22 protein-coding genes are annotated in these 25,537 nt (G+C 35.5%); 14 read left to right on the forward strand and 8 right to left on the reverse strand.

Going from position 1 to position 25,537, the window contains the following annotated elements; translation table 11 throughout:
• Positions 1 to 111: 111 nt before the first annotated feature.
• Positions 112 to 531, forward strand: a complete 420-nt coding sequence (locus tag AC5YDH_RS02120) for a hypothetical protein (RefSeq protein WP_496116634.1) — start codon at positions 112 to 114, stop codon at positions 529 to 531.
• Between the two features lie 66 nt (positions 532 to 597).
• Here AC5YDH_RS02120 and AC5YDH_RS02125 read toward each other — a convergent pair whose 3' ends face one another.
• Positions 598 to 1,956 carry an alanine/glycine:cation symporter family protein gene (locus AC5YDH_RS02125; RefSeq protein WP_496116636.1) on the reverse strand — a complete coding sequence of 453 codons (1,359 nt, stop codon included), beginning with the start codon at positions 1,954 to 1,956 and terminating at the stop codon, positions 598 to 600.
• 321 nt (positions 1,957 to 2,277) lie between these two features.
• Between AC5YDH_RS02125 and AC5YDH_RS02130 the strand changes: the two genes are divergently transcribed.
• The 6 genes from AC5YDH_RS02130 to AC5YDH_RS02155 all read left to right on the forward strand — a co-directional run bounded on the left by AC5YDH_RS02130 (position 2,278) and on the right by AC5YDH_RS02155 (position 7,809).
• The gene (locus tag AC5YDH_RS02130) at positions 2,278 to 3,681 is read left to right on the forward strand and encodes an amino acid permease (RefSeq protein ID WP_496116637.1); all 1,404 of its coding nucleotides are present in this window, start codon (positions 2,278 to 2,280) and stop codon (positions 3,679 to 3,681) included.
• 135 nt (positions 3,682 to 3,816) lie between these two features.
• Complete coding sequence (locus tag AC5YDH_RS02135) at positions 3,817 to 4,044, forward strand: lipoprotein (protein WP_496116639.1); 228 nt, start codon at positions 3,817 to 3,819, stop codon at positions 4,042 to 4,044.
• Between the two features lie 24 nt (positions 4,045 to 4,068).
• Positions 4,069 to 5,313 carry a diaminopimelate decarboxylase gene (gene lysA, locus AC5YDH_RS02140; RefSeq protein WP_496116640.1) on the forward strand — a complete coding sequence of 415 codons (1,245 nt, stop codon included), beginning with the start codon at positions 4,069 to 4,071 and terminating at the stop codon, positions 5,311 to 5,313.
• Between the two features lie 13 nt (positions 5,314 to 5,326).
• Positions 5,327 to 6,172 carry a diaminopimelate epimerase gene (gene dapF, locus AC5YDH_RS02145; RefSeq protein ID WP_496116641.1) on the forward strand — a complete coding sequence of 282 codons (846 nt, stop codon included), beginning with the start codon at positions 5,327 to 5,329 and terminating at the stop codon, positions 6,170 to 6,172.
• A 155-nt stretch (positions 6,173 to 6,327) separates the two neighbouring features.
• Positions 6,328 to 7,218, forward strand: coding sequence for a site-specific tyrosine recombinase/integron integrase (gene xerA, locus AC5YDH_RS02150; protein WP_496116788.1), 891 nt, complete (start codon positions 6,328 to 6,330; stop codon positions 7,216 to 7,218).
• A 219-nt stretch (positions 7,219 to 7,437) separates the two neighbouring features.
• Positions 7,438 to 7,809: a hypothetical protein gene (locus AC5YDH_RS02155; RefSeq protein WP_496116642.1), complete on the forward strand. Its 372-nt coding sequence runs from the start codon at positions 7,438 to 7,440 to the stop codon at positions 7,807 to 7,809.
• Positions 7,810 to 7,878: 69 nt separating this feature from the next.
• On the opposite strand, the gene AC5YDH_RS02160 is transcribed toward AC5YDH_RS02155, so the two are convergent.
• Positions 7,879 to 8,373, reverse strand: coding sequence for an Lrp/AsnC family transcriptional regulator (locus tag AC5YDH_RS02160; RefSeq protein WP_496116643.1), 495 nt, complete (start codon positions 8,371 to 8,373; stop codon positions 7,879 to 7,881).
• A gap of 113 nt (positions 8,374 to 8,486) precedes the next feature.
• On the opposite strand from AC5YDH_RS02160, the gene AC5YDH_RS02165 reads away from it, so the two are divergent.
• The 6 genes from AC5YDH_RS02165 (at position 8,487) to AC5YDH_RS02190 (ending at position 16,018) form a co-directional block, all read left to right on the forward strand.
• On the forward strand, positions 8,487 to 9,092 hold the full coding sequence (locus AC5YDH_RS02165) for a LysE family translocator (RefSeq protein ID WP_496116644.1): 606 nt from the start codon (positions 8,487 to 8,489) through the stop codon (positions 9,090 to 9,092).
• 497 nt (positions 9,093 to 9,589) lie between these two features.
• Positions 9,590 to 10,342, forward strand: coding sequence for an electron transfer flavoprotein subunit beta/FixA family protein (locus AC5YDH_RS02170; protein ID WP_496116645.1), 753 nt, complete (start codon positions 9,590 to 9,592; stop codon positions 10,340 to 10,342).
• A gap of 18 nt (positions 10,343 to 10,360) precedes the next feature.
• The gene (locus AC5YDH_RS02175) at positions 10,361 to 11,293 is read left to right on the forward strand and encodes an FAD-binding protein (RefSeq protein WP_496116646.1); all 933 of its coding nucleotides are present in this window, start codon (positions 10,361 to 10,363) and stop codon (positions 11,291 to 11,293) included.
• A 333-nt stretch (positions 11,294 to 11,626) separates the two neighbouring features.
• Positions 11,627 to 12,229: a hypothetical protein gene (locus AC5YDH_RS02180; protein ID WP_496116647.1), complete on the forward strand. Its 603-nt coding sequence runs from the start codon at positions 11,627 to 11,629 to the stop codon at positions 12,227 to 12,229.
• Positions 12,230 to 12,530: 301 nt separating this feature from the next.
• Entirely contained in the window at positions 12,531 to 15,497 is a 2,967-nt protein-coding gene (gyrA, locus tag AC5YDH_RS02185; protein WP_496116648.1) for a DNA gyrase subunit A, read from the forward strand.
• 80 nt (positions 15,498 to 15,577) lie between these two features.
• A complete protein-coding gene (locus tag AC5YDH_RS02190; protein ID WP_496116789.1) occupies positions 15,578 to 16,018 on the forward strand; it encodes a DUF3887 domain-containing protein in 441 nt (146 codons plus the stop codon).
• Between the two features lie 44 nt (positions 16,019 to 16,062).
• On the opposite strand, the gene AC5YDH_RS02195 is transcribed toward AC5YDH_RS02190, so the two are convergent.
• The 6 genes from AC5YDH_RS02195 to AC5YDH_RS02220 form a co-directional block, all read right to left on the reverse strand.
• Positions 16,063 to 17,229: a type I restriction endonuclease gene (locus tag AC5YDH_RS02195; protein ID WP_496116650.1), complete on the reverse strand. Its 1,167-nt coding sequence runs from the start codon at positions 17,227 to 17,229 to the stop codon at positions 16,063 to 16,065.
• A gap of 101 nt (positions 17,230 to 17,330) precedes the next feature.
• Positions 17,331 to 18,620, reverse strand: a complete 1,290-nt coding sequence (gltP, locus tag AC5YDH_RS02200; protein WP_496116652.1) for a glutamate/aspartate:proton symporter GltP — start codon at positions 18,618 to 18,620, stop codon at positions 17,331 to 17,333.
• Positions 18,621 to 18,881: 261 nt separating this feature from the next.
• Positions 18,882 to 19,967 carry an ABC transporter permease gene (locus tag AC5YDH_RS02205; protein WP_496116653.1) on the reverse strand — a complete coding sequence of 362 codons (1,086 nt, stop codon included), beginning with the start codon at positions 19,965 to 19,967 and terminating at the stop codon, positions 18,882 to 18,884.
• On the reverse strand, positions 19,964 to 21,097 hold the full coding sequence (locus AC5YDH_RS02210) for an ABC transporter permease (RefSeq protein WP_496116654.1): 1,134 nt from the start codon (positions 21,095 to 21,097) through the stop codon (positions 19,964 to 19,966). Before AC5YDH_RS02210 ends, AC5YDH_RS02205 begins: the two co-directional genes overlap by 4 nt.
• On the reverse strand, positions 21,097 to 22,146 hold the full coding sequence (locus AC5YDH_RS02215; protein WP_496116655.1) for an HlyD family secretion protein: 1,050 nt from the start codon (positions 22,144 to 22,146) through the stop codon (positions 21,097 to 21,099). Before AC5YDH_RS02215 ends, AC5YDH_RS02210 begins: the two co-directional genes overlap by 1 nt.
• A gap of 14 nt (positions 22,147 to 22,160) precedes the next feature.
• Entirely contained in the window at positions 22,161 to 23,624 is a 1,464-nt protein-coding gene (locus AC5YDH_RS02220; protein ID WP_496116657.1) for a TolC family protein, read from the reverse strand.
• Positions 23,625 to 23,869: 245 nt separating this feature from the next.
• Between AC5YDH_RS02220 and serC the strand changes: the two genes are divergently transcribed.
• A complete protein-coding gene (serC, locus tag AC5YDH_RS02225) occupies positions 23,870 to 24,952 on the forward strand; it encodes a 3-phosphoserine/phosphohydroxythreonine transaminase (protein WP_496116658.1) in 1,083 nt (360 codons plus the stop codon).
• Positions 24,953 to 25,537: the final 585 nt, after the last annotated feature.

Consider the following 25,537-nt stretch of genomic DNA (forward strand, 5'->3'; position numbering starts at 1 on the left):
GAAAAAGTATCGATTTACGACAAGCTTTGACGTTTAAATAAAATTGATCTGACATTAAATGCTTGTCACGCTCTATAATAGATACATCTTTATTTTGAAATGGAATACATCATGCCGCAATTGATGCAACATATTGATGCGATTGCACGCGAAAAAAATCGTGATGTACTTTTTGTACATTTTGAAAATTATGAAGAAAATGATCAAAATCTAGATTCACAGCGTCAAAATGTACTCAATTGGTTAGAGCAAAATAATATTGAATATACTCCGTGTATGGGGTTTGAAGAAGAAGGCTTAATTGATAGCTATTTAGGCGATATATATATAGATGTTCCATTTGATTTGGAAAATGCACAATATCAAATTTTGAGTGATTACTTAGAAGATGAAGACGGTGAAATGAAAATTGAAGGTGTTTATTTCTTTGTACTGTATTTAGAAACAGCAATTGAAATTGAAGCGGAACGTGTCATGGCTCGTGATGATACTAGCTTTGAAGATGATACTTGGAATGGCACACCGTCATAAAATGAAAAGCGAGTATAAAAAAGCCACCTTTAGGTGGCTTTTTTATACGTAAATTTATTTTTAAAGTTAGTACAACTCGCCTGATTTGCGTTTTGCAATAAAATCTTTAGATTCTTTAGCAATAATACCTGAAAGTAATAATAATGCGATTAAGTTAGGTACAGCCATTAAACCGTTAAATGTATCTGCGAATAACCAAACAAGGTCTAGTGTCGCGACACAGCCAATAAATACAGAAATGATGTAGATAATACGATATAGCAATACAAATTTTTCACCGAGAAGGTAACTACAGCATTTTTCGCCATAATAACTCCAACCGAGAATAGTTGAATAAGCGAAGAAAATAATACCTAAAGTAACGATCCAACCACCAACACCAGGTAATAGTTTATCAAATGCTGAAATGGTAAGTACGGCACCTGTTTGACCATCAAATGAATTTCCAGCCATGATGTAGCCCATGACAAGTACAATACCTGTAATAGAACATACGATAATCGTATCAATGAATGTACCTGTCATAGATACTAAGCCTTGACGCGCAGGATGGTCAGTTTTTGCAGCGGCAGCAGCAATAGGTGCAGAACCCATACCTGCTTCGTTAGAGAATACACCACGTGCAACACCGTAACGAATAGCAGCTCCAATTGCACCACCAACAGCAGCTTCACCCGTAAACGCGTATGTGAAAATCATTTCTAGTGCAGGCATAACCAATTCTAGGTTGTTTAAAATGATAATTAAACCACCAGCAACATAACCAATTGCCATCACAGGGACAATAACAGAAGATGCTTTAGAAATGCTTTTGATCCCACCTAAAATCACTAATGCTGAAAAAGCAGTAATCACAATTCCTGTAATCCACGTTTCAACGCCCATACTATTTTCAACAGCAAGCGCTACTGTATTAGATTGAACCGAGCTCCCAATACCAAATGATGCAAGCGTACCAAATAAAGCGAATAATACAGCCATCCATTTCCACTTTGTACCGAGACCACGCTCGATATAGTACATTGGACCACCGTTCATTTGCCCACTTTCATTTTTGACACGATATTTAACAGCTAAAACACCTTCGCCGTATTTCGTTGCCATACCAAATAATGCAGTCATCCACATCCAGAAAACAGCACCAGGTCCACCTAGTACGCAAGCTGTAGCAACACCTGCAATATTACCCGTACCAATGGTTGCTGAAAGCGCTGTCATTAGTGATGCAAACTGCGAAATATCCCCAGGTTCATTTTTATTTGGATGCTTTCCAAATACTTGTTTGAATGCTAAAGGAAGCATTCTAAATTGCCAAAAGAGTAGACGGAAGGTTAAAAACACACCTGTACCAACAATGAGTACGAGCATGTAAGGACCCCAAACCCATCCACTTAATGTTTCCATAATTGATTGTAAATTTTGCATAAATATTTTCTTTTCATCCTGATTATTCGTTATTTGAATTAAGCAATTGCTATGCCATTTTTTTGAAATTTATTTATGTCGTATGAGATGGTAATGAACCACAACATACCTGTTTATTTTGTACACAAAAATGGGTTTGTTACAATAAGTAAATCAACAAAAAATAAATATACACGTTGTATTAATCACTAAAAAAAGCAAATAAGTAAAATAAATCAATATTTACGATTATTAAGGAAATACTGATCGTAGGACGTTTTCTTTTGCATTATTTAAAATTTAAGTTAATTTTAGTTGGTTATATTAAAGGTGAATTAAAAAATGTCAGAGCAAAAAATAAATTCGCCAACGGAAGATGGTGATTTAAAAAGAAGCTTGTCGAATCGACATTTGCAGTTGATTGCGATTGGCGGAGCCATAGGGACAGGGCTTTTCATGGGCTCAGGGAAAACAATTAGTCTTGCTGGACCGTCCATTTTATTTATTTATATGATTATCGGTTTCATGGTTTTTCTTGTAATGCGTGCATTGGGAGAATTGCTATTATCTAATCTTCAATATAAATCATTTATTGATTTCTCAACCGATTTAATTGGTCCATGGGCTGGTTATTTTGTAGGTTGGACGTATTGGTTGTGCTGGATCACAATTGGTATCGCAGACTTATCAGCCATTATTTATTATTTACAATTCTTTAATGGAGGAGTGTCATTCTCACCATTAGAAGGCGTATTGATTAGTGTTGCCTCAATTTCGTTCATTATGTGTTTGAACTTAGCAACGGTAAAATTATTTGGTGAAATGGAGTTCTGGTTTGCAATGGTGAAAATCATTGCAATTTTGGTACTTATTGCCGTTGGTGGATGGATGATCTTTACAGGTTTTACATCTACTTCAGGTCAAGTCGCATCATTAACTCATTTATGGAGTCATGGTGGGATGTTCCCAACAGGTTTAACAGGCTTTTTAGCAGGCTTCCAAATTGCAATTTTTGCATTTGTGGGTGTTGAGTTAGTGGGTACAACCGCAGCAGAAACGAAAGATCCTGAAAAGAACTTACCAAAAGCAGTGAATTCAATTCCAATTCGTATCATTATTTTCTATGTATTGGCATTGGTTGTGGTAATGGCTGTTACACCATGGAATAAGATTGATCCGTCAATCAGCCCATTTGTAAACTTATTTAGCCAAGCAGGTATTGCTGCTGCAGCTATTATTATGAACTTTGTTGTTCTGTCATCGGTAATGTCATCAATGAATAGCGGTGTATTTTCTACAAGCCGTATGCTCTTTGGTTTATCTCGTGAAGAGCAAGCTCCAAAGTCATTGGGCAAATTGAATAAGCGCGCTGTTCCTGCAAATGCATTGTATTTTTCAACTGTGTGTTTATTTGCTGGTGCTGCATTACAGTATTTTGTTCCAAACACAGTGTTGGCATTTACACTTGCAACAACATTATCGACCATCTTATTCATTTGTGTATGGCTTATGATTATTTGGAGTTATGTGGTTTATTACAAAACTCGTCCTGAGCTTCATGCAAAATCAACATTTAAATTACCTGGTGGTTTATTTACGTGTGCGGTTGTTGCAATTTTCTTTATTTGTACTATTGGTATTCTTGCACTTGAGGCAGATACACGCCAAGCGTTAATGGTGAGTCCTATTTGGTTCATTATTTTGGTTATTGGATATTTTGGTTTCTATAAGCCAAAACATAAATAAAGTTTAAATTTTTAGCAAAAACGTCAGTTATTTACTGGCGTTTTTTTATTTCAGAGGCTAATCTTTTGCGTTTAGTGCTTTGGTCATGAAAGTGATCACGGTATACTTTGTTAAAATTAATGGATAGGTGGTCAGATGCGTTTAGTCATTTGCGGCATCGGTATTTTAGTTACAAGTTACGCACTCGTAGGCTGTGGTCAATCTGGCGCATTACAGTTAGCCAAAGATGAGAATTATGATAAGCGTGCACAGTATTTACTTTATTCAGATTCTAAATCTGTAGAAAAGCAAAAAGAACAAGCTACAGCACCTGTACAGCAACAATTTGCTGCACCATCAAGTTCTGAGACACAGACACCTTAACTCGATCAACGCAAGGATACATTCATGAGTTTCACCCGCATTAATGGGGTATTGCATGCAGAGCAATGTTCATTACAAACGCTTGCACAGCAATTCGGCACGCCACTTTATGTTTATTCAAAAGCAACCTTTGAAAAGCATTTTTTAGATATGGATCGTGCTTTTAGCTTTATCGATCATCAAATATGTTTCGCGGTAAAGTCAAACTCTAATATTGCGGTATTGAATGTATTAGCCAAGCTTGGAGCAGGTTTTGATATTGTGACAGGTGGCGAGCTTGCACGTGTATTAAAAGCTGGTGGCGATGCATCTAAAATTGTGTTTTCTGGTTTAGGTAAAACTGAAGCAGATATCAAAAAAGCATTGGAAGTTGGTATTGCATGTTTCAATGTTGAGTCTTATGCAGAGCTTGATCGTATTCAAAAGGTTGCTGCCGAACTAGGTAAAAAAGCACCTATTTCTTTGCGTGTAAACCCTGATGTGGATGCAAAAACACATCCTTATATTTCTACAGGTTTAAAAGAAAATAAGTTTGGTATTCCTTCAGATACAGTATTTGAAACTTACCAGTATGCAACATCTTTACCAAATTTAGATGTTGTGGGAATCGATTGTCATATTGGTTCACAGCTTACTGAAACTCAGCCTTTTGTTGATGCTTTAGATCGTGTCATTGTTATGATCGATAAGCTAAAAGAAATGGGTATTACACTTAAACACATCGATATTGGTGGTGGTTTAGGTGTGACTTATAAAGATGAAGTGCCGCCTACAGTTGAAGAATATGCTAATGCACTTAAACCAGCTTTAGAAAAGTTAGGCTTAAAAGTGTATATGGAACCTGGGCGTAGCATTTCTGCAAATGCAGGTGCATTAGTTACCAAAGTTGATTTATTAAAACCAACAAATCATCGCAACTTTGCCATTATTGATGCTGCAATGAATGACTTAATACGTCCTGCGCTATATGAAGCATGGATGGACATTCAAGAAGTAACGCCACGTACAGATGTTGAGGTAAAAGAGTGGGATGTGGTTGGTGCAATTTGTGAAACAGGCGATTTCTTGGGTAAAGAACGCCAGTTAGCACTAAAAGAAAATGATGTATTGGCTGTGCTTGGCGCAGGTGCATACGGTTTTGTAATGAGTTCAAATTACAATAGCCGTGGTCGTGCTGCTGAAGTAATGGTTAATGGTGAAAATGCACATTTGATTCGTGAACGCGAAACCATTGAATCATTGTGGGAAAATGAGCGCTTATTGCCTTAAGGAGTAATTTTAGATGTTATTAGAATTTACCAAAATGCATGGTTTAGGCAATGATTTCATGGTGGTTGATCTCATTAGTCAAAAAGCGTTTTTAGATACACTCACAATTCAACGTTTGGCAGATCGTAACTTTGGTATTGGTTTTGACCAGTTACTTATTGTTGAACCACCAGATGTACCAAATGCAGATTTTAAATATCGTATTTTTAATGCAGATGGTTCTGAAGTTGAGCAATGTGGTAATGGTGTACGCTGTTTTGCACGTTTTGTTCATGAGCGTAAACTTACGACAAAAACCAAAATTAAAGTGCAAACGAAAGCTGGTATTGTGGAGCCTGAACTTGGTCAAAATGGCTGGGTACGTGTAAACATGGGCTATCCTAAATTTTTGCCACAAGAAATTCCGTTTATTGCGGAAGAACCAGAAAATCTTTATGACATTGATTTAGCAAATGATGAAAAGCTAACAATAGATGTTGTGAATATGGGTAACCCACATGCAGTAACGGTTGTGCCAAATGTACTTACAGCCGATGTTGCTAAAATTGGACCACAAGTAGAATCTCATGAACGCTTTCCACAGCGTGTAAATGCAGGTTTTATGCAAATTATTGATGAAAAGCATGCACGTTTACGTGTGTTTGAGCGTGGTGTGGGTGAAACACTTGCTTGTGGTACAGGTGCGTGTGCAGCTGCTATTTCAGGCATGCGCCGTGGTTTGTTAGCAAGTTCTGTGGAAATTGAATTGGCAGGTGGTAAGCTTTTAATTGAATGGAAAGAAGGTGATGTTGTTTGGATGACAGGTCCAACAGCAACAGTTTTTGAAGGGCGTTTAGATTTACGCTATTTCCAGTCTTAAGAATAAGCGACAAAAAAGCCCTAATGTATTAGGGCTTTTTTGTGAATGAAATAAATGTTGAATTGATATAAATTTGCTACACTCAGTTTTTATATGGAATCAGACGGTATATGGAGGATGTTTAGGTGCAACAGCAATCCATGCAACTACTGTCTATGTGGCTAAAAGAACGTGAAATTCAAAATCAGTCTAAACATACTTTACAGGCATATTTTCGAGATGTTTCTGACTTTTTAAATTATTGTGAACATCAAAAATTAGAATTAAATAATATAGAAACAACCGATTTGCGTAGTTACTTAGCAAATAAAGTAGAACAACACCAATTAAGCTCAAGTAGTTTGCAGCGTATGCTTTCATCTATTCGCCAATTTATGAAATGGGCAGAGCAAGGACAGTATTTGGCTTTTAACGCAACAGATGATTTTCAGTTGAAACGCCAGCCAAGACCACTACCTGGCATGATTGATATTGAAACAATTAATCAAATTTTAGATCAACCAGAGCCTGAATCTGAAGTGCAAAAGCAGTTGTGGATTCGAGATAAAGCAATTTTAGAGTTGTTATATTCAAGTGGTTTACGTTTGGCAGAGGTTCAAGGACTAACTATCCGAGATGTCGATTTTAATCGTCAATTACTCAGAATTACAGGTAAGGGCAATAAGACCCGTGTTGTTCCATTTGGAGAGAAAGCAAAAACAGCTGTTATGCAATGGTTACAGTTGTATCCATCGTGGCATGGTGATTTTGTACCTGAGGCGAATATTTTTATTACTCAAAAAGGAAATCCTTTAGGGGTAAGGCAAATTGAAAATCGAGTAAAGTTTCAAGCGCAACGAGCAGGTGTTAATGTAGATTTGCATCCGCATTTGTTAAGACATTGTTTTGCTAGTCATATGTTGTCAAACAGTGGAGATTTACGTGCCGTACAAGAAATGTTGGGGCATAGTAATTTAACGACAACACAAATATATACTCATGTCGATTTTGATCATTTGGCACAAGTTTACGACCAAGCACATCCTCGGGCACAAGTAAAAAAATAGTAACAATTCAAAAACGTTGAATAATGCTGTTGCAATAAAATTAATGCTATTGTTTATCAAGATAAAAGATGACTTTTTGAACTAACGTAGAATAAAAAGAAGTCAATTTTTGATGTATAAGATTAGTGTATAAGTGAAGGTGGCTGTATAAAACATGAAAAGGTTTTTTCGTTCCATTGGATGTATTAATAAGCAATTGTTTTTAAACAAGGTATAAAAATGATTTTAGACGTTCAAGAAAAATATGATCAATTATCTTTAGTACAAAAAGAGATTTTTGCTGGCTATGGCTTACGTCAAGTGAAGCATTTTGTGGAAATTAGTTTACCTAAAATTGAAGCTGTATTGCCTCAAGGTGCACATGTTCAGGGAATTAATGCAGAGGGAAAAGTGCAAGCCATTAATCCTACAACACAACAAACATATTTGTGGATTTCAGATTTACAGTGGCAAGAGCGCCCGATTGCAACTGTAAATATCGACTTAAAAGAAGATGCAATTGCTGTGTGGGAAATTTTTGGTTTAGAGCAGTATGAATTAATAGATTTAAGTCATGTACATCGTGATTTTTTAGATTCTGTTTCAGCTTAGCCTTTAAGTTTGAAGTAAAAAAGCATAGTTTTAACTATGCTTTTTTATATTGGTTAAATTAAAAGTTCACTAGAGGTCATCGAGTGGTAGTTGAGTGCTTTGCTTAATAATCTGACTAGGCAAATCTGTTTTTACACTCGTAATGCCATTTTTTTTGGTTAAATGAGTAGACTGAAATTTACGATAACTTTCTAAATCGGGGACAATGACTTTTAGCATCGCATCACATTCACCTAAAATAATATAGCACTCCATAACTTGAGGAAGCTCTTTCATTGCTTCAATAAAAGTATCAATAGTTTCAGCATCTTGACCAACGAGCCAGATTCGAGAAAATAAAATTAACTTAAAACCAATTTTGTGCTGATCAACAATGGTGGTGTAACGCTCAATGACACCAGCTTCTTCGAGTAGCTTAACTCGACGTAGACATGACGAAGGTGATAAGCCAATTTCTTTAGCTAAATCGTTATTTTGAATACGCCCATTTTTTTGTAGCTCATAAATGATACATTTATCGATTCGATCTAGTTTTACTGAAATAGACTTAGATATAATTCTCATAAATTAGAATATAATTCGAAAAATAATATTAATTATAGAATATTTGAAATCCTATTTTAAAGCTTTTCGCAGATACTACTTCAACTTTCAGACAAATGAGAAAGGAAAAGGATATGTCTGTATTTGCATTGTTTGCCTTAACGGTAATTCCACTTATTTTCACACCAGGACCAGATATGCTTTTTATCCTGTCACAAGTGATGGGTAAGGATGCAAAAGCAGGTATGATGGCAACTGTAGGTGTATGTTCGGGTTATTTGGTTCACTCCGTTTTAGTTGCTTTAGGAATTGCAGCCATTATTGTTTCATTTCCAATTTTATTTGAAACGATCCGCTGGCTAGGAATTGCTTACCTTTTATATTTAGCTGCAAGTTTATTGAAGTCTGTATTTAGCAGTAAAAAACTAAAAATTGAGAAAAAGAGTGCATCTAATCCAATTAAAAAAGGTTTTTTTACTGCATTATTGAACCCAAAAGGTATGCTGATTTATTTTGCGATTTTGCCGCAATTTATCAATAAAACAGGTGATACAGTAAGTCAGGGTTTAATTTTATCGTTTATTTTTATTGGCTTAATTTTTGTTGTGTATTGTACGTTAAGTATTGTATTTGCCAAAATTACGCAAAAAACACATATAGATGAACGTAAGCAGAAAATCATTGATGGAACATCAGGTGGACTGTTGGCAGCCGCTGCGACATGGTTAATTATTAATTAATAGTGTTTAAATGAATAAGCAGGAAGCACATCTTATTGATGTGCTTTTTTATTTATATAAGTAAATAGCTATGGACTAAAAATCTAAATTGTTTAATGAGTTAGATGGGTACAAAGTTTTCTAGACAAATAAATAATTTGAGATTGGTTGATCGCTTTGTATTTTTTGCCAAGACATTAGTATAAAAGGGACTTAAATAGAGCATCTTTTCTTATTTGCCAAAATCAGTAGTTTTGATGAGATAAATCAAATAAAAATATAATATAAATCAATGGTTAAAAAATAACTAAATTTCCCATTTAAAGTTTTAAAATAGCATCAAAATAAAAATGTGAACGCATCGTTCAAGGAAATTTACGCATTTTTACAGGTGTTTATTGAATTGTGACTTGACCGAAATGCCATACACATTGCAAGATAGGACACCTAAAAAATTTAAGTGAAGAATTACAATATTCTTCTCAACATTTACATTTGCTAAAACAGCCGAGGATTACATGAAGGCTCTTGTTGCTGTAAAACGTGTGGTTGATGCCAACGTTAAAGTTCGCGTTAAACCGGACAATAGTGGGGTTGACCTTACTAACGTTAAAATGTCAATTAACCCATTCTGTGAAATCGCAGTGGAAGAAGCGGTTCGTTTAAAAGAAAAGGGAACTGTTTCAGAAATCATTGTTGTTTCTATTGGTCCTAAAGAAGCTCAAGAACAAATCCGTTCAGCGATGGCACTTGGTGCTGACCGCGGTATCTTAGTTGAAGCTGATGACAGCCAACTAGGTGCTCTTGAAATTGCTAAAATTCTTAAAGGTGTTGTAGACGCTGAACAACCTCAGTTGATTCTTCTTGGTAAGCAAGCAATTGATGATGACTCTAACCAAGTTGGTCAAATGCTTGGTGCGATTCTTGGTGCAGGTCAAGGTACTTTCGCATCAGAAGTTAAAGTTGAAGGCGATAAAGTACAAGTTACTCGTGAAATTGACGGTGGTTTACAAACTGTTGAGCTTGCACTTCCTGCAATCATCACAACTGACTTGCGTTTGAATGAGCCACGTTATGCTGCTCTTCCAAACATCATGAAAGCACGTAAAAAGCCACTTGATACTAAAACTCCTGCAGACTTTGGTGTTACAGCTACAACTAAGCTTAAAACAGTTAAAGTTGAAGCTCCTGCAGAACGTAAAGCTGGTGTACAAGTTAAATCTGTAGATGAACTTGTTGAAAAATTGAAAAATGAAGCGAAAGTGATCTAATACAGAAGGATAAAAATCATGAGTATTTTAGTTATCGCTGAGCACGACAACAAAGCACTTAATGGTGCAACTCTAAACGTTGTTGCTGCTGCGCAAAAAATTGGTGGTGATATCACTGTATTAGTTGCAGGTTCTGGCGCTCAAGCAGTTGCTGATCAAGCAGCTAAAGTTGCTGGTGTAAGCAAAGTTTTACTTGCTGATGATGCTGCTTATGCAAATCAATTGGCTGAAAACGTAGCTAAATTAGTTGCTGAAGTAGGTAAAGGTTATACACATATCCTTGCTGCTTCTACAACCACAGGTAAAAACGTACTTCCACGTGCAGCTGCACTTCTTGATGTAAGTATGATTACTGATGTAATTGCTGTTGATGGTGCTAAAACTTTCAAACGCCCTATTTATGCAGGTAATGCAATTGCAACTGTAGAATCTGGCGAAGCAATTGTTGTAGCTACTGTTCGTGGTACTGCTTTTGATGCGGTTGCTGCTGAAGGTGGTTCAGCAACTGTTGAAGCAGTAGCATCTCAAGGTGATGCTGGTATTTCTAAGTTCGTTTCTGAAGAAATCGTAAAATCAGAACGTCCAGAATTAACTGCAGCTCGTATTGTTGTTTCTGGTGGTCGTGGTGTAGGTTCAGGTGAAAACTATCACGCTGTACTTGACCCATTGGCAGATAAGTTAGGCGCTGCACAAGGTGCTTCACGTGCTGCGGTTGATGCTGGTTTTGTGCCAAATGATATGCAAGTAGGTCAAACAGGTAAAATTGTTGCACCTGACTTATACATCGCTGTAGGTATCTCAGGTGCGATTCAGCACTTGGCTGGTATGAAAGAGTCTAAAGTAATCGTTGCGATTAACAAAGACGAAGAAGCTCCAATTAATGCAGTAGCTGATTACTGGTTGGTAGGTGACTTGAATACTGTAGTTCCTGAATTAGTTTCAAAAATCTAATTTCTAGAATACAGAATAAAAAGCACTCATTTTGAGTGCTTTTTATTGTTCATAATTTTGATTAACGTACAAGCTTATTTATAGAACAGTAAGATCTAAAAATAATATAATTGATATCTTGTTATTTTAATTAATTTTTTAGCTAGAATTTATAATTCATTATTCTTTTGTTATTGGCTTTAATTTTTTAAATAACTCATAACTAGTTGATAATAAAGTATTTGATTAAAAGTATGTATCTATTGACTTAATTTTACATTGTTTATTTGTGTTACTATTGTAATCATTTTTTAATCATTTCTTGTTGTTTTAGCAAGATTTGGAGAGTCTCCCTTGTTAATTGAATATCGTATCACTGTGCCTGTTGTGATATGCGCAGTTTTAATTGTTATTTTTCCATTTTTTGCTGATTTTCATGTTCCATTATTTGATGGTTTTCTTGTAACTGTAATAGAAGCGCTACAAGCTACTTTATTGTTACTGTGTGCAATATTCACCTATTTTTACGTGAAGCCATTTCAGTTGGAAAATGGTCAAAAGCAATTTTGGTTATGGGCTATTTTTTGGTGGATTCTACTATTTGGTCGTAGTACAAGTTGGGGGCGTGATTACTTTCCAGATGTGCCGAGAGAATATTTTCGTGTAATTTCTGTTTTTGTCATTGCTCCAGTTGTATTTATGCTTTTTTCATCCCATTTGAGAGGTGAAATTGCAAATAAGTTTAAAAAGGCTGTATTTCCTGCTTGGGCCATTGTTATTTCTGTACTTGGATTAGTTATTGCAGATTCTGTAGAGCACGGGCGTTTAATTGCTCCAATATTTTTGCATGATGTTCAATATGGGGACTTAATTGAAGAGTTATATGAATTCCCACTCATTATTGGATTGTTTCTGATCGCATTTTCATTGATGAAACAAGATAAGGGAAAAGGGTAAGTTATTGTTCGGTAAAATTTATATATTTTGCTGAATATCAGCTTGGTCTGAATACGATTAAAGTTAAAAATAAAAGCCTCCATTATTGGAGGTTTTTTTGTCATAAAATTAGCTAAATTGATCAAAATAAATGCAAAAAATCATGGTTATAGTTGATATTGTTTGGCACAAAAACATTGCTATCTATGCTATAATAATTGGCTATATTTTTAATTTTAGTTACGTCTTTTAAGACGAGCTTTTCACTGATTTTACGATATAAAATGCGGGCAGAATTCTGCTTGTATAACAAGGAGTATGCATGAGCGTATCGGAAATTAGACCGATTGCCATTGAGGATGAACTTAAAAGCTCATATCTCGATTATGCAATGAGCGTGATTGTGTCACGTGCTTTGCCAGATGTGCGAGATGGTTTAAAACCAGTTCATCGTCGTGTGCTTTTCGCAATGCACGAATTGGGCAATGACTATAACAAAGCGTATAAAAAATCTGCCCGTGTGGTTGGTGACGTAATCGGTAAATATCACCCTCATGGTGATTCTGCAGTTTATGAAACAATTGTTCGTATGGCGCAAGATTTTAGTTTGCGTTATCAATTGGTTGATGGTCAGGGGAACTTCGGTTCTGTCGATGGTGATAGCGCAGCAGCAATGCGTTATACCGAAGTACGTATGCGTAAACTTACCCATGAGCTTTTAGCAGATCTTGAAAAAGATACTGTTGAGTGGGAAGACAACTACGATGGCTCTGAACGTATTCCTCAAGTTATGCCAACACGTGTGCCGAACTTACTCATTAATGGGGTAACAGGTATTGCTGTTGGTATGGCAACTAATATGGCTCCGCATAACATGACAGAAGTCGTGAATGCGTGTTTAGCTTATGCAAATGATCCGCAAATTAGTATTGAAGGGTTAATGGAACACATTTCTGGTCCAGATTTCCCTACAGGCGGTATTATTTATGGTAAATCGGGTATTGTAGATGCTTACCGCACAGGTAAAGGTCGTTTACATATTCGTGGTAAATACCATTTTGAAGAAGACCAAAAAACAGGTCGTACAACGATTGTATTTACTGAAATTCCTTATCAAGTTAACAAAGCAAAAACGATTGAACGTATTGCTGAGTTAGTGAAAGAGAAAAAACTTGAAGGTATTTCAGAGCTTCGCGATGAGTCAGATAAAGATGGTATGCGAATTGCCATTGACTTAAAGCGTGGTGAAAATGCTGAAGTGATTGTGAACAACTTGTTCCAAAATACTCAGTTAGAAAATTCATTCAGCATTAACATGGTTTGCCTAGATAATGGTCAACCTAAGTTAATGAATTTAAAAGATATCATTGCTGCATTTATTCGTCATCGTCAAGAAGTGGTAACACGTCGTACGATGTTTGAATTACGTAAAGCACGTGAGCGTGGTCATATCTTAGAAGGTCTGACGGTTGCACTTGCGAATATTGATGCAATTATTGAAACCATTAAAACGTCTGCAAACCCAGCCGAAGCGCGTGAGCGTTTACAAGCAGGTGAGTGGGCAGCAGGCGGTGTTGCTGCATTGCTTGAAAAAGCAGGCGCAGTTTCTGTACGTCCTGATGAAATTGAAGGCGAAGATCCAAGTCGTCCATTTGGTATTGATGGTGCTGTTTACCGTTTGTCTCCAACACAAGTGGGTGCAATTTTAGAATTACGTTTACATCGTTTAACAGGTCTAGAACAAGACAAGTTACAAGCGGAATATACTGAAATTCTTGCGCAAATTGCTGAATTAACAGCAATTTTAAATGACTTTAATTTGTTGATGAATGTCATTCGTGAAGAATTAGCACTTATTCTTCAGCAATATGGCGATGCACGTAAAACAGATATTGTTGAATCTCGTATCGACTTCTCTCGTGAAGATTTGATTCCTGAAGAGCAAATGGTGCTTACCGTTTCTAAGACAGGTTATGCGAAAACTCAACCATTATCTGACTACGCGGCACAGCGTCGTGGCGGTCGTGGTAAATCTGCAACGTCTATGAAAGAAGATGATTACATTCAACATTTGATTGTGACATCTAACCATGCAACGGTTCTTTGTTTTACTAACGTAGGTAAAGTGTACCGTCTGAAGGTTTATGAAGTGCCTCAAGCATCTCGTGGCTCGAAAGGGCGCCCAATGGTGAATTTATTGCCATTGGATGAAAACGAGACAATTACAGCAATTTTACCTGTAGTTGATGCACCGAAAAAATTCAAAGAACGTTTGGCAGATTTTAAAGCATTTGTGAAAGCTAATGCTGCAACGCTACAAACAAACGAAGTGATCAATAGTCATTATACAGAGCTTGAAGCAGCTTTAACTGAGTCTGAAGATGGTGCTGATGATATTTCTGATGCATTACGTATTCAGTTGAAACAGCTTGGTTTAGAGCTTTCTACAACCGATCTAGACGATGAAATCATTAATGACTTTGCTCAACAAGCAGAAGCTGTTCGTAAAAACTTCTATGTATTTATGGCAACAGCATCGGGCACAATTAAACGTGTTGAATTAGAACAATTTAGCAATGTTCGTTCAAATGGGTTACGTGCAATTGAGCTAAAAGAAGAAGATACTTTAATTGGTGTTGCTATTACCGATGGCGAACAGCAAATTATGTTGTTCTCTAACGAAGGTAAAGCAATTCGCTTCGCTGAAACAGATGTACGTTCAATGGGACGTTCTGCAAAAGGTGTGCGTGGTATGCGCGTAACATTTGCAGCTTCTGTTGTGGAAGATGATGTTGAAACAGATGTAGATTCTGATGAAGAAGATACAGATTCAACATTTATTAGCCGTATTGTATCTTTAGTGGTTGTGCCTGAAGAAGGTGAAGTACTGTGTGCATGTGCAAATGGTTATGGTAAGCGTACACCAGTAGGTGACTTCCCAACGAAGAAACGTGGCGGTAAAGGTGTGATTGCAATTAAAACATCTGAGCGTAACGGTGAATTGGTTGGTGCTGTTTCAATTGATGAAACAAAAGAGCTAATGCTTATTTCGGATGGTGGTACTTTAGTACGTACGCGTGCATCTGAAGTTGCAACGACAGGTCGTAATGCTCAAGGTGTTCGCTTAATTCGTCTTGGAAATGAAGAGATTCTTGTTGGTGTGGTTTCTGTTGAAGCTGTAGAAGAAGATGACTTTATTGAAGATGTTGATGGTGAAACTTCTGAAGTTGAAACAACAAGTACAAATGAAGCAGATATTGAAACTGATGTAAATCCATCAGAAGATTAAGTTTTATTGTGTAAAAAAGGACGCTTAGGCGTCCTTTTTTTATATACTTAGCTTTTAGAGTTTGAATGTATGTGTAAATGATGAAAGTAAAAATATTGCTTTTAAGTAGTTTGTTTGCTTTAGCGGGTTGTGACAAGCTTGGTCAAAAGGCGATGGATTCTATTCCTAATCCTAGTCCTGCACAGGAACAAGTTGCAGCAGATGCTTATAATGATTTACGTGATAAAAAATTCGATCAATTTCTGATGTATTTAGCACCTGAATTACAGGCTGAATTTAATAAAAATACAAAAACTTTGCATAAGTTTGCATCGGCTTTGCCTAAGTCTGAGCTTAAACATAAAAAAATTGTGTCCAAGCAAATTGAAAAATCGACAGATCAACCAAGTTTGTATACCGTAACGTATGAATATAGTTATGATAAAAATTTGGTTCAATATGATGTAAGTTTTGATAAACCTGATGGTAGTACTAAAATTCTTGATTTAAATGTTTCTGTATTTGGTGAATCGACTAACTAAAAAATAAATATAGTTTATAAAAAAGGATGCTGAAGCGTCCTTTTTTATGGAGTTCGTTTAAAGTTGTCATCATTAATGCAATAAGAGTAAGCATCATTTAGTATGCCAACCATACGATATAAATATTCAGGCTTGTCGATAAATATTAAACCATTCGGTTGAACTTCTAAACCTGCACGTATTAATTCAGTCTTACGGATATCATCAATTGGTACTACAAATTGAATTGTGGGACGCTTACGGTTTACATCGTAGCGAAACAACCATCTATTATTTTTATTTTGATATAAAACAGAATAATAACTTTCAGTATCCTTAGGCATTAACTCAGAATCAGATAGAATTTCTTGAACAATATTAAATAGTTGCTGCTCATTAACAGTGGTTACAATTCTATTATTATCTCTATTAATCTGATCGGTTAGAGTGTCTTCAGAATAATTTTCAGCTTTTCCACTAATAATAGAATTCTGCTCAATCGGTTGAGCTGTAATAATGGTAGGTGAGGATAATCCTTTAACAACAGTATCACTGATAGCTTGTTCTACAGCTTGTTTTACAAAAGGTTGAATTGTCTCTAAAAACTTTGTATTTAACTGACGTTGAATATTGGCTTGTTGTGCAATGTATCGCACAAAATCAATATCTACTTCGTTTATACTTCTTTTAATTACAGATTTAAATTGTTGAATATATTGGTTTTCTTCTGCAAAAAACCTTAGTTTATCGACATGGAAATTATCATGTTTAAATTCGGCTAATTGAGTTAATTCCTCAGCTTTATGCTTTGTAAAATCAATAGTTAAGAATGGTTTTTCATCCATAACATTGGGGTTGATTAGATCTGTAAAAAAGCGCCATTCACGCCCATTGGTAATTGCACCAATCGTAACACCTAAACTGCTATTAAAATACCTTGAAAGCTGTGGCGCATGATTTGTTAAATTTGCAGAATGTGTTTTTGCTTCAATGAACATAACAGGTTGATTATTGCAATATAATGCATAATCAACACGTTCAGTGGCTTTTACTCCAGGAAAATCAGCAGCAAATTCTGCTAGAACTTTTGTTGGATCATAAGGGTTGAAACCTAATATATCTAAGAAGGGTAAAATTAATGCTTGTTTCGTTGTTTCTTCTGTGGAGCAATGAGATCCAACTCTTTTTACATGTTCTATATGATTATTTAATTTATTTATAAAGTTATCCATTCAAATCCCCAGCAAAAAAATGCTTAATATTTAAACAATATAACGTTATTTTTATAAAATAAAAAGGACACCTTAGTGTCCTTTTTTCATTACATAAAAAATTATTTGCTGTTTAACTCAAGCTCATATTCTTTACGTTTATCTTGGTCAAATACGCCTTCCCATTTACTAATTACAAGTACTGCCAAAGCATTACCAATAACGTTCAATGCCGTACGTGCCATATCTAAAATACGGTCAATACCTGCAATGAATGCAAGACCTTCAAGAGGAATACCTACGCTGCCTAAAGTTGCCAATAACACAACAAAAGAAACGCCAGGAACACCTGCAATACCTTTAGACGTAATCATTAACGTTAAAACAAGCGTGATTTCTTGCGTTAGCGTTAAATCAATACCATAGAGCTGAGCAATGAAGATTGCTGCAATACTTTGATATAAGGTCGAACCATCTAGGTTAAATGAATAGCCCAGTGGAATTACGAAGCTTGTAACTGGTTTTGGCGCACCATAAGCTTCCATTTTTTCCATAATACGAGGTAAAACGGTTTCAGAGCTTGCAGTTGAATAGGCAAGAATTAATTCATCTTTAAGAATTTTGATAATTGTCCAAATGCTGAAGCCACAAATTTTAGCCACAACACCTAAAACAGCAAAAATAAAGAAGAAGATCGCGCCATATACAAGAAGTGCAAGTTTTAACAAGGGTAGTAACGATGAGAAACCGAAGTTAGCAACAGTTGCAGCAATGAGACCAAATACACCAATAGGTGCAAACTTCATGATCATGTGAACAACTTTAAACATTGTTTCAGAAACAGCGTTTAATACATTAAGTAATGGTTGTTTAACTTCTCGATCAAGTGCACCTAAACCAATACCAAACATTACCGAGAAGAAAATAATCGGAAGCATTTGACCACTTGTTAAAGCAGCAAAGAAGTTTGATGGAATAACCGAAAGAATGGTTTGTATTAAACCATGATGTGCTTCGCTTACTTGATGTGTTGTTTCTGCATATTTAGAAATGTCTACTTGCGTTAATGAGGACATATCAATACCAGCACCAGGCTGGAATACGTTTGCTGCAACAAGACCAACAACGATTGCAATTGTAGTAACAATTTCAAAGTATAAAATTGTTTTGAAACCTAGCTTGCCAAGACTCTGACCGTGACTATTTGCAATACCTAGAATTAACATAGATACAACAAGTGGAACCACGATCATTTTAATGAGCGTAATGAAAATTGAACCCAAAGGATTCAAGAAATTCATGACTAAATCATCGCGATATTCAGGAGAATAGTGTAGGAAAGAGCCTACCAATACACCAATAATAAGGGCAATTACGATCTGCCAAGCAAGGCTAATCTTAATTCTTTTCATACTCAGCTCTGAAAATATAAATTAGCTAAAACCATTAAACGTCAGACAATGTGCTTCTAAAGTAGAAACAATAATGTGTGAATAATATTTAAAAGTCAGGGAGATGTTTATTGTGCATTCAAAATTGACACGCAGTTATTATTTTTCGTAAAAATCGTGGTGACTGGTTGTTATTTTTACAGTTTAATTTAATAAATCTATTAAATGTTTAAGTGTAATTTAATAAAACATTATGATACATATTCTAATTATTAATGATTATCATTTTTTTAATCGATGAAATGCGATTGTTAAACAGAAAATAGTAAAGAAAACTAAATAAATCATTTTAGGAATGACAAGAGATGTTGGTACTCCCATTTGATTGAGTTGGATAAACATTTGTGGACCAACAGATGAAGGGAGTATTTGACCAATCCAATGAATCCAAGTTGGCATTGCTTCATATGGCCATGCAATGCCACTTAAAAGAAAGAGCGGAACGGAGCTCGCAACAATAATATGTCCAATACGTTCTGCACAATCCATGAAAGAAGCAATGAGAAAAGAGAGGGCAATGACTGAACTAACAAAAATTGGTACGGCAATAAGCATGCCCCAAAAATTACCCCCATGAGGATAATCAAATAGCCAAAAAACAAAGCCAAAAAAGTATAGACAACCACAACAGCCAATGGTGAGTAGAGCTGCAAAAATTGCTCCAAACTCTATAGGTGTTGCTTTCCATTTAAGCTCTCTGTAACCCGCCACAAGCATACCTAAACCGAGTAAGATTGTTTGATGCACAATTAAAGATGAAATTGCAGGAAATACATAACTACCATAGCCTGAAAGGGTGTTATATAGCGGAATTTGGTGAATCGGAACCGTAGGTTTAAATTGTGTGATGTTTCCTAGTTTTGAATATTGCTGCGCTAATGTGTTTTCAACCGATAAGGCTAAGCCTTCCCCAATTTTTTTAGTGGTTAAAAGATTCGAAGCACTGAGATAGAAGCCAATTCCACCAGGTTCACCACGACGTAAACTATTTGATAAGCCATCAGGTAAGAGTAAAATGCCTTGCACTTTTTCTTCTTGTACCATCTTTTTAGCTTCATAAAAGTTACCTGAAATAGTCACAATGTGAACATCAGGGCTACTATAAATGTTATCGATAATTCGATCAGTTGTTATACTGCGCTCTTCATCTACAATAACAATGGGTAAGCCTTCAGGTTGTTGGGCATCATAAGCTGTTGGGTAAAAAATCCCATAAAAGAAGATCGATAGGATAAGCGTTGCAACAAGAGGTTCACTTGTGACAATGTTTTTGAAGGTTTTCCGATAATAAAATAGAAATTCCTTCATGATTTTTGCCCTTGTGAGAATCTTTTTAATAAAATGAACGCAATAATAAAACTAACAATACAAAATATAACTAGTGCAAATAAAGGCTCAACAGAGGTTTTTACAGGGCTACCAATAACCCATTGTTGAGTTTGTAAACGTGCATAGTGTGTGTAAGGAATAATATTTGACCATAACTTGGTAAACCAAGATGCATTTTCTGTGACAGGTAAAGTGACACCTGCAAAGCTTAATGATGAACCACCATAAACCGCTAATACACCAAAAACCTCTAAGGATTTTTTAGTAATTAAAACTAAGAATGTGCTAATTAAGGCATACGCCAAATAGAATAAAACTTGTGCGAGTAAAATAACCCATAAGTGTCCAGCGACAAACCAACCACGAATATCAACAAGCCAGAACATCCATATCCATGTCCAGATGCTAAAAATAACAACATAAACGATATTTTTAGAAAGAATGGCAGAGCAAAGACTTTGTTGGCTAATCCATTCTTGTGCTTTACGTTGTTTAAATTCTTGTCCAACGGAAAAAGCTACACAACATGCGAGTAATAAATGAAAAATTGCGGGAATTACATAAGGTTCAAGATAAAACTCATAATTGAAATTTGGATTAAACAATAAAGACATTTTGATATTGGGTGTTGGAATATTAAAATGTGGAATATCGTTTACAAAAAATTCTGTACCTAAATAGTTTGCTGTTGCTTGTAGAGTACTTGTGAGCATAGCTGATGAAAGCATATCTCCAATGCTGTAATAGCTTTGGTTGTATGCCATGTTAATTTCAGCATCTTGACCACGAGTTAGTCTTTGTTCTGCACCAGCAGGAATATGGACATAGCCCCAAATTTCATTTTTATTGAGCAGATGTTCAATTTCTTCTTGGCTTGGAGAAATCGTAACAATGCGAATAGTGTCATTCAAAGACAAGTAATTTTCTATTTTATGGCTTAAATTACTTTGATCTTGGTCAATAATTCCAATGGGTAGGTGTCTTGGCAAACCTTGGGTAAACATTGCACTAAACATGACAATAAGAAACAGTGGCACAAGGGTAACAAGTGCCAAGTCCCATTTATTTTTTAGTAAATATTTAAGTTCCCGCTGAATGCCAAACCACATTAATTTTTCACCTGTTTGACATCAAATAAAACACTCATACCCACTTTAAGGTTAGGCATAGGCTTGATTGGTACTAGTTTAAATTTGAAGCTGCGGATGTCATAACCACCCGTTTGGCGTGTGGTTTTAATGGTTGCAAAATCCCCTTGAGGACTAATTTCTTTAAGCTTAAATGTTGCAGTCTGATTTAATGCAGGAATAAAACCTTTCAATTCTTTCTTTTTATAAAGATATTGATAGTGGTCTTCACGAACATTCAAACTTACCGAAAGATTCTTTTGGTCGATAATGCTGATAATCGGCACACCAATTCCTACTAACTCGGAAACATTGCCGTAAGTTTTGGAAATAATGCCATCAATCGGAGCGTTTAAGAGTGTTTCATCGAGTAAAGCATTTGCTTCATCAACTGCAGCAGTTGCAATTTGAACTTGAGCATCTGCAGATTGCTTTTGTTCAGAGGTGCTACCACGTTTTGCACGAAGATATTGCTGATAACCACCTTCAGCTAAATCTGCAGTAGATTGAGCCGCTGCTTTCATTTCATCATGACGTTGGCGTGAAATTACACCTTCTTTATAAAGCTTGCTGCCACGTTGATAGGTTGTATTTGCTAAACTTGCTTGTGCTTTTAACGCTTGCCAATTTGCATATAGCGTTTCAATATTTTCAGCTTGAGCACCTCTATCAACAGTTGCTTGTAAAGCTAAAGCTGTTTGTAATGCACCTAGAGCTTGCTTCTTTTGGTTGTCTACCTCAGGACTGCTTAAACGTACTAGAGGATCGCCTTTGCGTACGGTTTCACCACCTTGAACAAAAAGTTCTTCAATACGGCTAGGTACTTTTGTACTGACATATAAAGTTTCAGCTTCAACTCGACCTTGTAAATCTAATTCGGAAGGTTGATAGCTTTTCCATAGACCAAAAGCAATTAACAATCCAATAATGAGTACGACTAAGATAATAGCGACTTTAAGAAGAGCCGAACGAGAGCTTTTCTTTGGTGAATGAACATTTTCAGCTTGTTCAATGTGTTGTTCATCAGTCATATATGACTCACTTATTATTTAATATAGTGGGTGTTTGGTTGATTTAAAAAGCTCTGGAAACTCTGAAGAGATCCATTACTTTGTAATAAGCTTGCTAAAGACAGAACATACTTATAAGCATTTACGGCACTTTCAGTTTTTAACGCATAAATAAGGTTTTGAGCATCAATGACTTGCGTTGCTGTTCCCATATCTTCTTTAAAAGATAAAGTTTGAATTCTTAAGTTTTCTTCAGCTGCCGAAAAGTTACTTTGAATGAGGGTATTACTTTGCTGTGCTGTTGTTAATTCGCTAAAAGATTTATAAATAATATTTTCAATTTCTTTTTTTGCTTGTGCTGTCAAAAGTTTAGTTGCTGAATGTTCTAACTCAGCAGCACGAATGCTTTTACCTTTGCTCACGCCTGAAAATAAATTGTACTGTGCTGCAACTCCGACAATCCAATTGTCTTTTTCATCTAGTGCATATTCACCAAAAGCGAATAATTTGGGCTTTTGAGCTGCATTTTTAACTTTGACATTCTCAGCCGCTAGCTTTGAATCGGCTTCTAGCTTCTTAATTAAAGTAGATTGGTTATTGAAAGATTTTAGTAATGAATCAAGTGAAAGTTGTGTGTTTGTATTGACAAATAATGGAGTGCTTAACTGCGTAATTTGACTGTCGTGTAGCATATTGTTTAAATGAAATAGACTAGACTGCAATGCTGCATGTGTCGATTGTTCAATACGTTTTGCTGTGTTTAAAGCAACTTCAAATTGTAAGCGTTGCCCCTTACTAATAAAACCTTGTTTTTCCAATTTTAATGCATTGTCATAATGCATTTGCATTGCTTTTTTATTGTATTGGCTAGAGCTAAATAATTGCTTTTGCAGCTGAACATTGAAATAAACTTGTATCAAATCGAAAAGTTGTAAATCTTGTTGTTGTTGCTCGTTGAGTTGTCCTTGCTGTTTCATAATTTCAGCGACTTGTTTCGTACTTGTTATTAAACCACCTGTATAAATAGGCATGATCATAGAGATCGTTGGTCTCACCATGTGATCTTTTAATGTCATGTCATAACTATTTGGAATTAAGCCAACACCCTCACTAATCCCTTGCTGAGATAAGCCTTTTAGATCATTTGCAATTGTTGGATCTAGATTGGGAAGCTGATCAATTTTATTATTAATATTATCTGTTAAGCCCTGATTTAGGTTGTTTTTAAGTGTTTCGAGTGGGACATCAACCCGAGTATGGTAAGAAATTGCGCGAACATTTAAATCAATTTGAGGCAAGCCTAGATTTTTTACGGCTTCAGCAGAAAGTTTAGATGCTTCGGTTAGGTTTTGGAAAGCTTGCGTATTATAAGAGTTTTGGATTAGTTGTTTTTCAGCATCTTGGAAGCTAATAGTTTGGGCATAACTTGTGTTGCTGCAAAAAATCATTGCAGTGAGTAACGTATATTTTAAGGCAGCATGAGAGTATTTAATTTTCATATTTTATAGTACGTTAGCATTTGACAAATACAGAGGGTGGGTGCGTGAATTTAAGCTTAATACCAAGGAGAATAATAGGATTAGCTCCAAATTAAAAGTGAAAAATACAATAAATATATCTTTTTAATCTATATTGATTTTTTAGCTTTAATAATAGTTCTAGATTGGAATAAATTTGTGCAAGAGCATTAAAGATGTGGTTAAATGCCCTTATTTTATTGTGCTTCACTTTGAAAGGAAAAATCATGCGCGCGTACAATTTCTGTGCTGGTCCAGCTGCATTACCTACTGCCGTTTTAGAAAAAGCTCAAGCTGAAATGCTCGACTGGCAAGGGAAGGGGCTTTCCATTATGGAAATGAGCCATCGTAGTAAAGATTATGTTGCAGTTGCTGAAAAGGCAGAAGCAGATTTACGTAAACTCATGAATATTCCTGAAAATTATAAAGTTCTATTTTTACAGGGGGGTGCATCGCTGCAATTTTCAGCTATTCCGTTAAACCTTTTGGGTAAAAACAGCAAAGCTGATTATATTCATACAGGTATTTGGTCTGAAAAAGCACTGAAAGAAGCAAAACGCTATGGCGATATTAATGTTATTGAAGCTGGCGTAACCGATGCTGATGGTAAGTTAGCAATAACAGATCAAAGCACATGGAATTTATCTGCTGATGCTGCTTATGTTCATTATGCTGAAAATGAAACAATTGGCGGTATCCAGTTTGCAGAGGTTCCAAAAACAGATAAGCCTTTAGTTGCCGATTTATCTTCAAGTATTTTATCTGCACCAATTGATGTCACTAAATTTGGTTTAATTTACGCTGGTGCACAAAAAAATATTGGTCCTGCTGGTTTAACACTTGTGATTATTCGTGATGATTTATTAGATCAAGCGAAATCTGAAATTCCAAGCATCTTAAAATATGGCGATCAAGCAAAAAATGGTTCTATGGTAAATACACCATCAACATACGCTTGGTACTTATCTGGCTTGGTATTTGAATGGTTACTTGAGCAAGGTGGTGTAGATGCAATTCATAAAGAAAATGTGAAAAAAGCAGAACTTCTTTATGGTTATATCGATGCAAGCGATTTTTATGCAAATCCAATTGCAAAAGCAAACCGTTCAATTATGAATGTGCCTTTCACTTTAGCAAAACCGGAACTTGAAAAACAATTTTTGAAAGAAGCTGAAGAACAGCATTTATTAAACTTGGCAGGTCACCGTTCAGTAGGTGGTATGCGTGCAAGTATTTACAATGCGGTTCCACTAGAAGGTGTACAAGCACTTGTAAACTTCATGGACGATTTTGCGAAACGCAATGCTTAAGTAAAATTAAAAGACATGCAAAAGCCCATCAATAGATGGGCTTTTTGATATTTGGATGAATCTAAAACGGAATTTACGTATTAGAAAACAAATGTATGTAATAAATAAGCAGAAATAAACATCCCCAATGCAAAAAATAGGCATGATATAAGATCTAATTGGTAGCGATTTCCAATTCGATGTTCCACTTGTTGTAAATTTTCTTCTTGCACGATTCTCATAGATATTATTTCCGATGATCTATTTATCGTTGATTCCATTAGTTTGTCATATTTTTAACATAAAAAATTGATTAAATAAAGTACTATTTAAAATTAACTTAATATATTTTTTATTTAATAGAGTTATTGTCAAATTATTATATTAATCCAAGTAAATTCGGGCTTTCAGATTATATCGAAGTAAATTAATTAGAATAAAAGTATGCACAATATTTTGAATTTAAAAATGCAAAATTGAATTTAAATCTGTGGATAACTATTATTTTTTGAATTTAATTTGATTAAAAAACAGTCTTTATTTGTGGATAAAATAATCAAATATTCTATATTTAATTGAGGTAACAACAATGAGCTATAAAAAAAT

Source organism: Acinetobacter sp. FY683 (assembly GCF_059515885.1).

What these genes read in the sequence shown, in the direction of transcription:
- AC5YDH_RS02135 (WP_496116639.1), top strand. Translation starts at nt 3,817, where the DNA reads ATGCGTTTAGTCATTTGCGGCATCGGTATTTTAGTTACAAGTTACGCA.
- xerA (WP_496116788.1), top strand. Translation starts at nt 6,328, where the DNA reads ATGTGGCTAAAAGAACGTGAAATTCAAAATCAGTCTAAACATACTTTA.
- AC5YDH_RS02130 (WP_496116637.1), top strand. Translation starts at nt 2,278, where the DNA reads ATGTCAGAGCAAAAAATAAATTCGCCAACGGAAGATGGTGATTTAAAA.
- dapF (WP_496116641.1), top strand. Translation starts at nt 5,327, where the DNA reads ATGTTATTAGAATTTACCAAAATGCATGGTTTAGGCAATGATTTCATG.
- AC5YDH_RS02175 (WP_496116646.1), top strand. Translation starts at nt 10,361, where the DNA reads ATGAGTATTTTAGTTATCGCTGAGCACGACAACAAAGCACTTAATGGT.
- AC5YDH_RS02155 (WP_496116642.1), top strand. Translation starts at nt 7,438, where the DNA reads ATGATTTTAGACGTTCAAGAAAAATATGATCAATTATCTTTAGTACAA.
- AC5YDH_RS02125 (WP_496116636.1), bottom strand. Translation starts at nt 1,956, where the DNA reads ATGCAAAATTTACAATCAATTATGGAAACATTAAGTGGATGGGTTTGG.
- AC5YDH_RS02160 (WP_496116643.1), bottom strand. Translation starts at nt 8,373, where the DNA reads ATGAGAATTATATCTAAGTCTATTTCAGTAAAACTAGATCGAATCGAT.
- gyrA (WP_496116648.1), top strand. Translation starts at nt 12,531, where the DNA reads ATGAGCGTATCGGAAATTAGACCGATTGCCATTGAGGATGAACTTAAA.
- AC5YDH_RS02120 (WP_496116634.1), top strand. Translation starts at nt 112, where the DNA reads ATGCCGCAATTGATGCAACATATTGATGCGATTGCACGCGAAAAAAAT.
- AC5YDH_RS02220 (WP_496116657.1), bottom strand. Translation starts at nt 23,624, where the DNA reads ATGAAAATTAAATACTCTCATGCTGCCTTAAAATATACGTTACTCACT.
- AC5YDH_RS02170 (WP_496116645.1), top strand. Translation starts at nt 9,590, where the DNA reads ATGAAGGCTCTTGTTGCTGTAAAACGTGTGGTTGATGCCAACGTTAAA.
- AC5YDH_RS02205 (WP_496116653.1), bottom strand. Translation starts at nt 19,967, where the DNA reads ATGAAGGAATTTCTATTTTATTATCGGAAAACCTTCAAAAACATTGTC.
- AC5YDH_RS02215 (WP_496116655.1), bottom strand. Translation starts at nt 22,146, where the DNA reads ATGACTGATGAACAACACATTGAACAAGCTGAAAATGTTCATTCACCA.
- lysA (WP_496116640.1), top strand. Translation starts at nt 4,069, where the DNA reads ATGAGTTTCACCCGCATTAATGGGGTATTGCATGCAGAGCAATGTTCA.
- gltP (WP_496116652.1), bottom strand. Translation starts at nt 18,620, where the DNA reads ATGAAAAGAATTAAGATTAGCCTTGCTTGGCAGATCGTAATTGCCCTT.
- AC5YDH_RS02210 (WP_496116654.1), bottom strand. Translation starts at nt 21,097, where the DNA reads ATGTGGTTTGGCATTCAGCGGGAACTTAAATATTTACTAAAAAATAAA.
- AC5YDH_RS02195 (WP_496116650.1), bottom strand. Translation starts at nt 17,229, where the DNA reads ATGGATAACTTTATAAATAAATTAAATAATCATATAGAACATGTAAAA.
- serC (WP_496116658.1), top strand. Translation starts at nt 23,870, where the DNA reads ATGCGCGCGTACAATTTCTGTGCTGGTCCAGCTGCATTACCTACTGCC.
- AC5YDH_RS02165 (WP_496116644.1), top strand. Translation starts at nt 8,487, where the DNA reads ATGTCTGTATTTGCATTGTTTGCCTTAACGGTAATTCCACTTATTTTC.
- AC5YDH_RS02190 (WP_496116789.1), top strand. Translation starts at nt 15,578, where the DNA reads ATGAAAGTAAAAATATTGCTTTTAAGTAGTTTGTTTGCTTTAGCGGGT.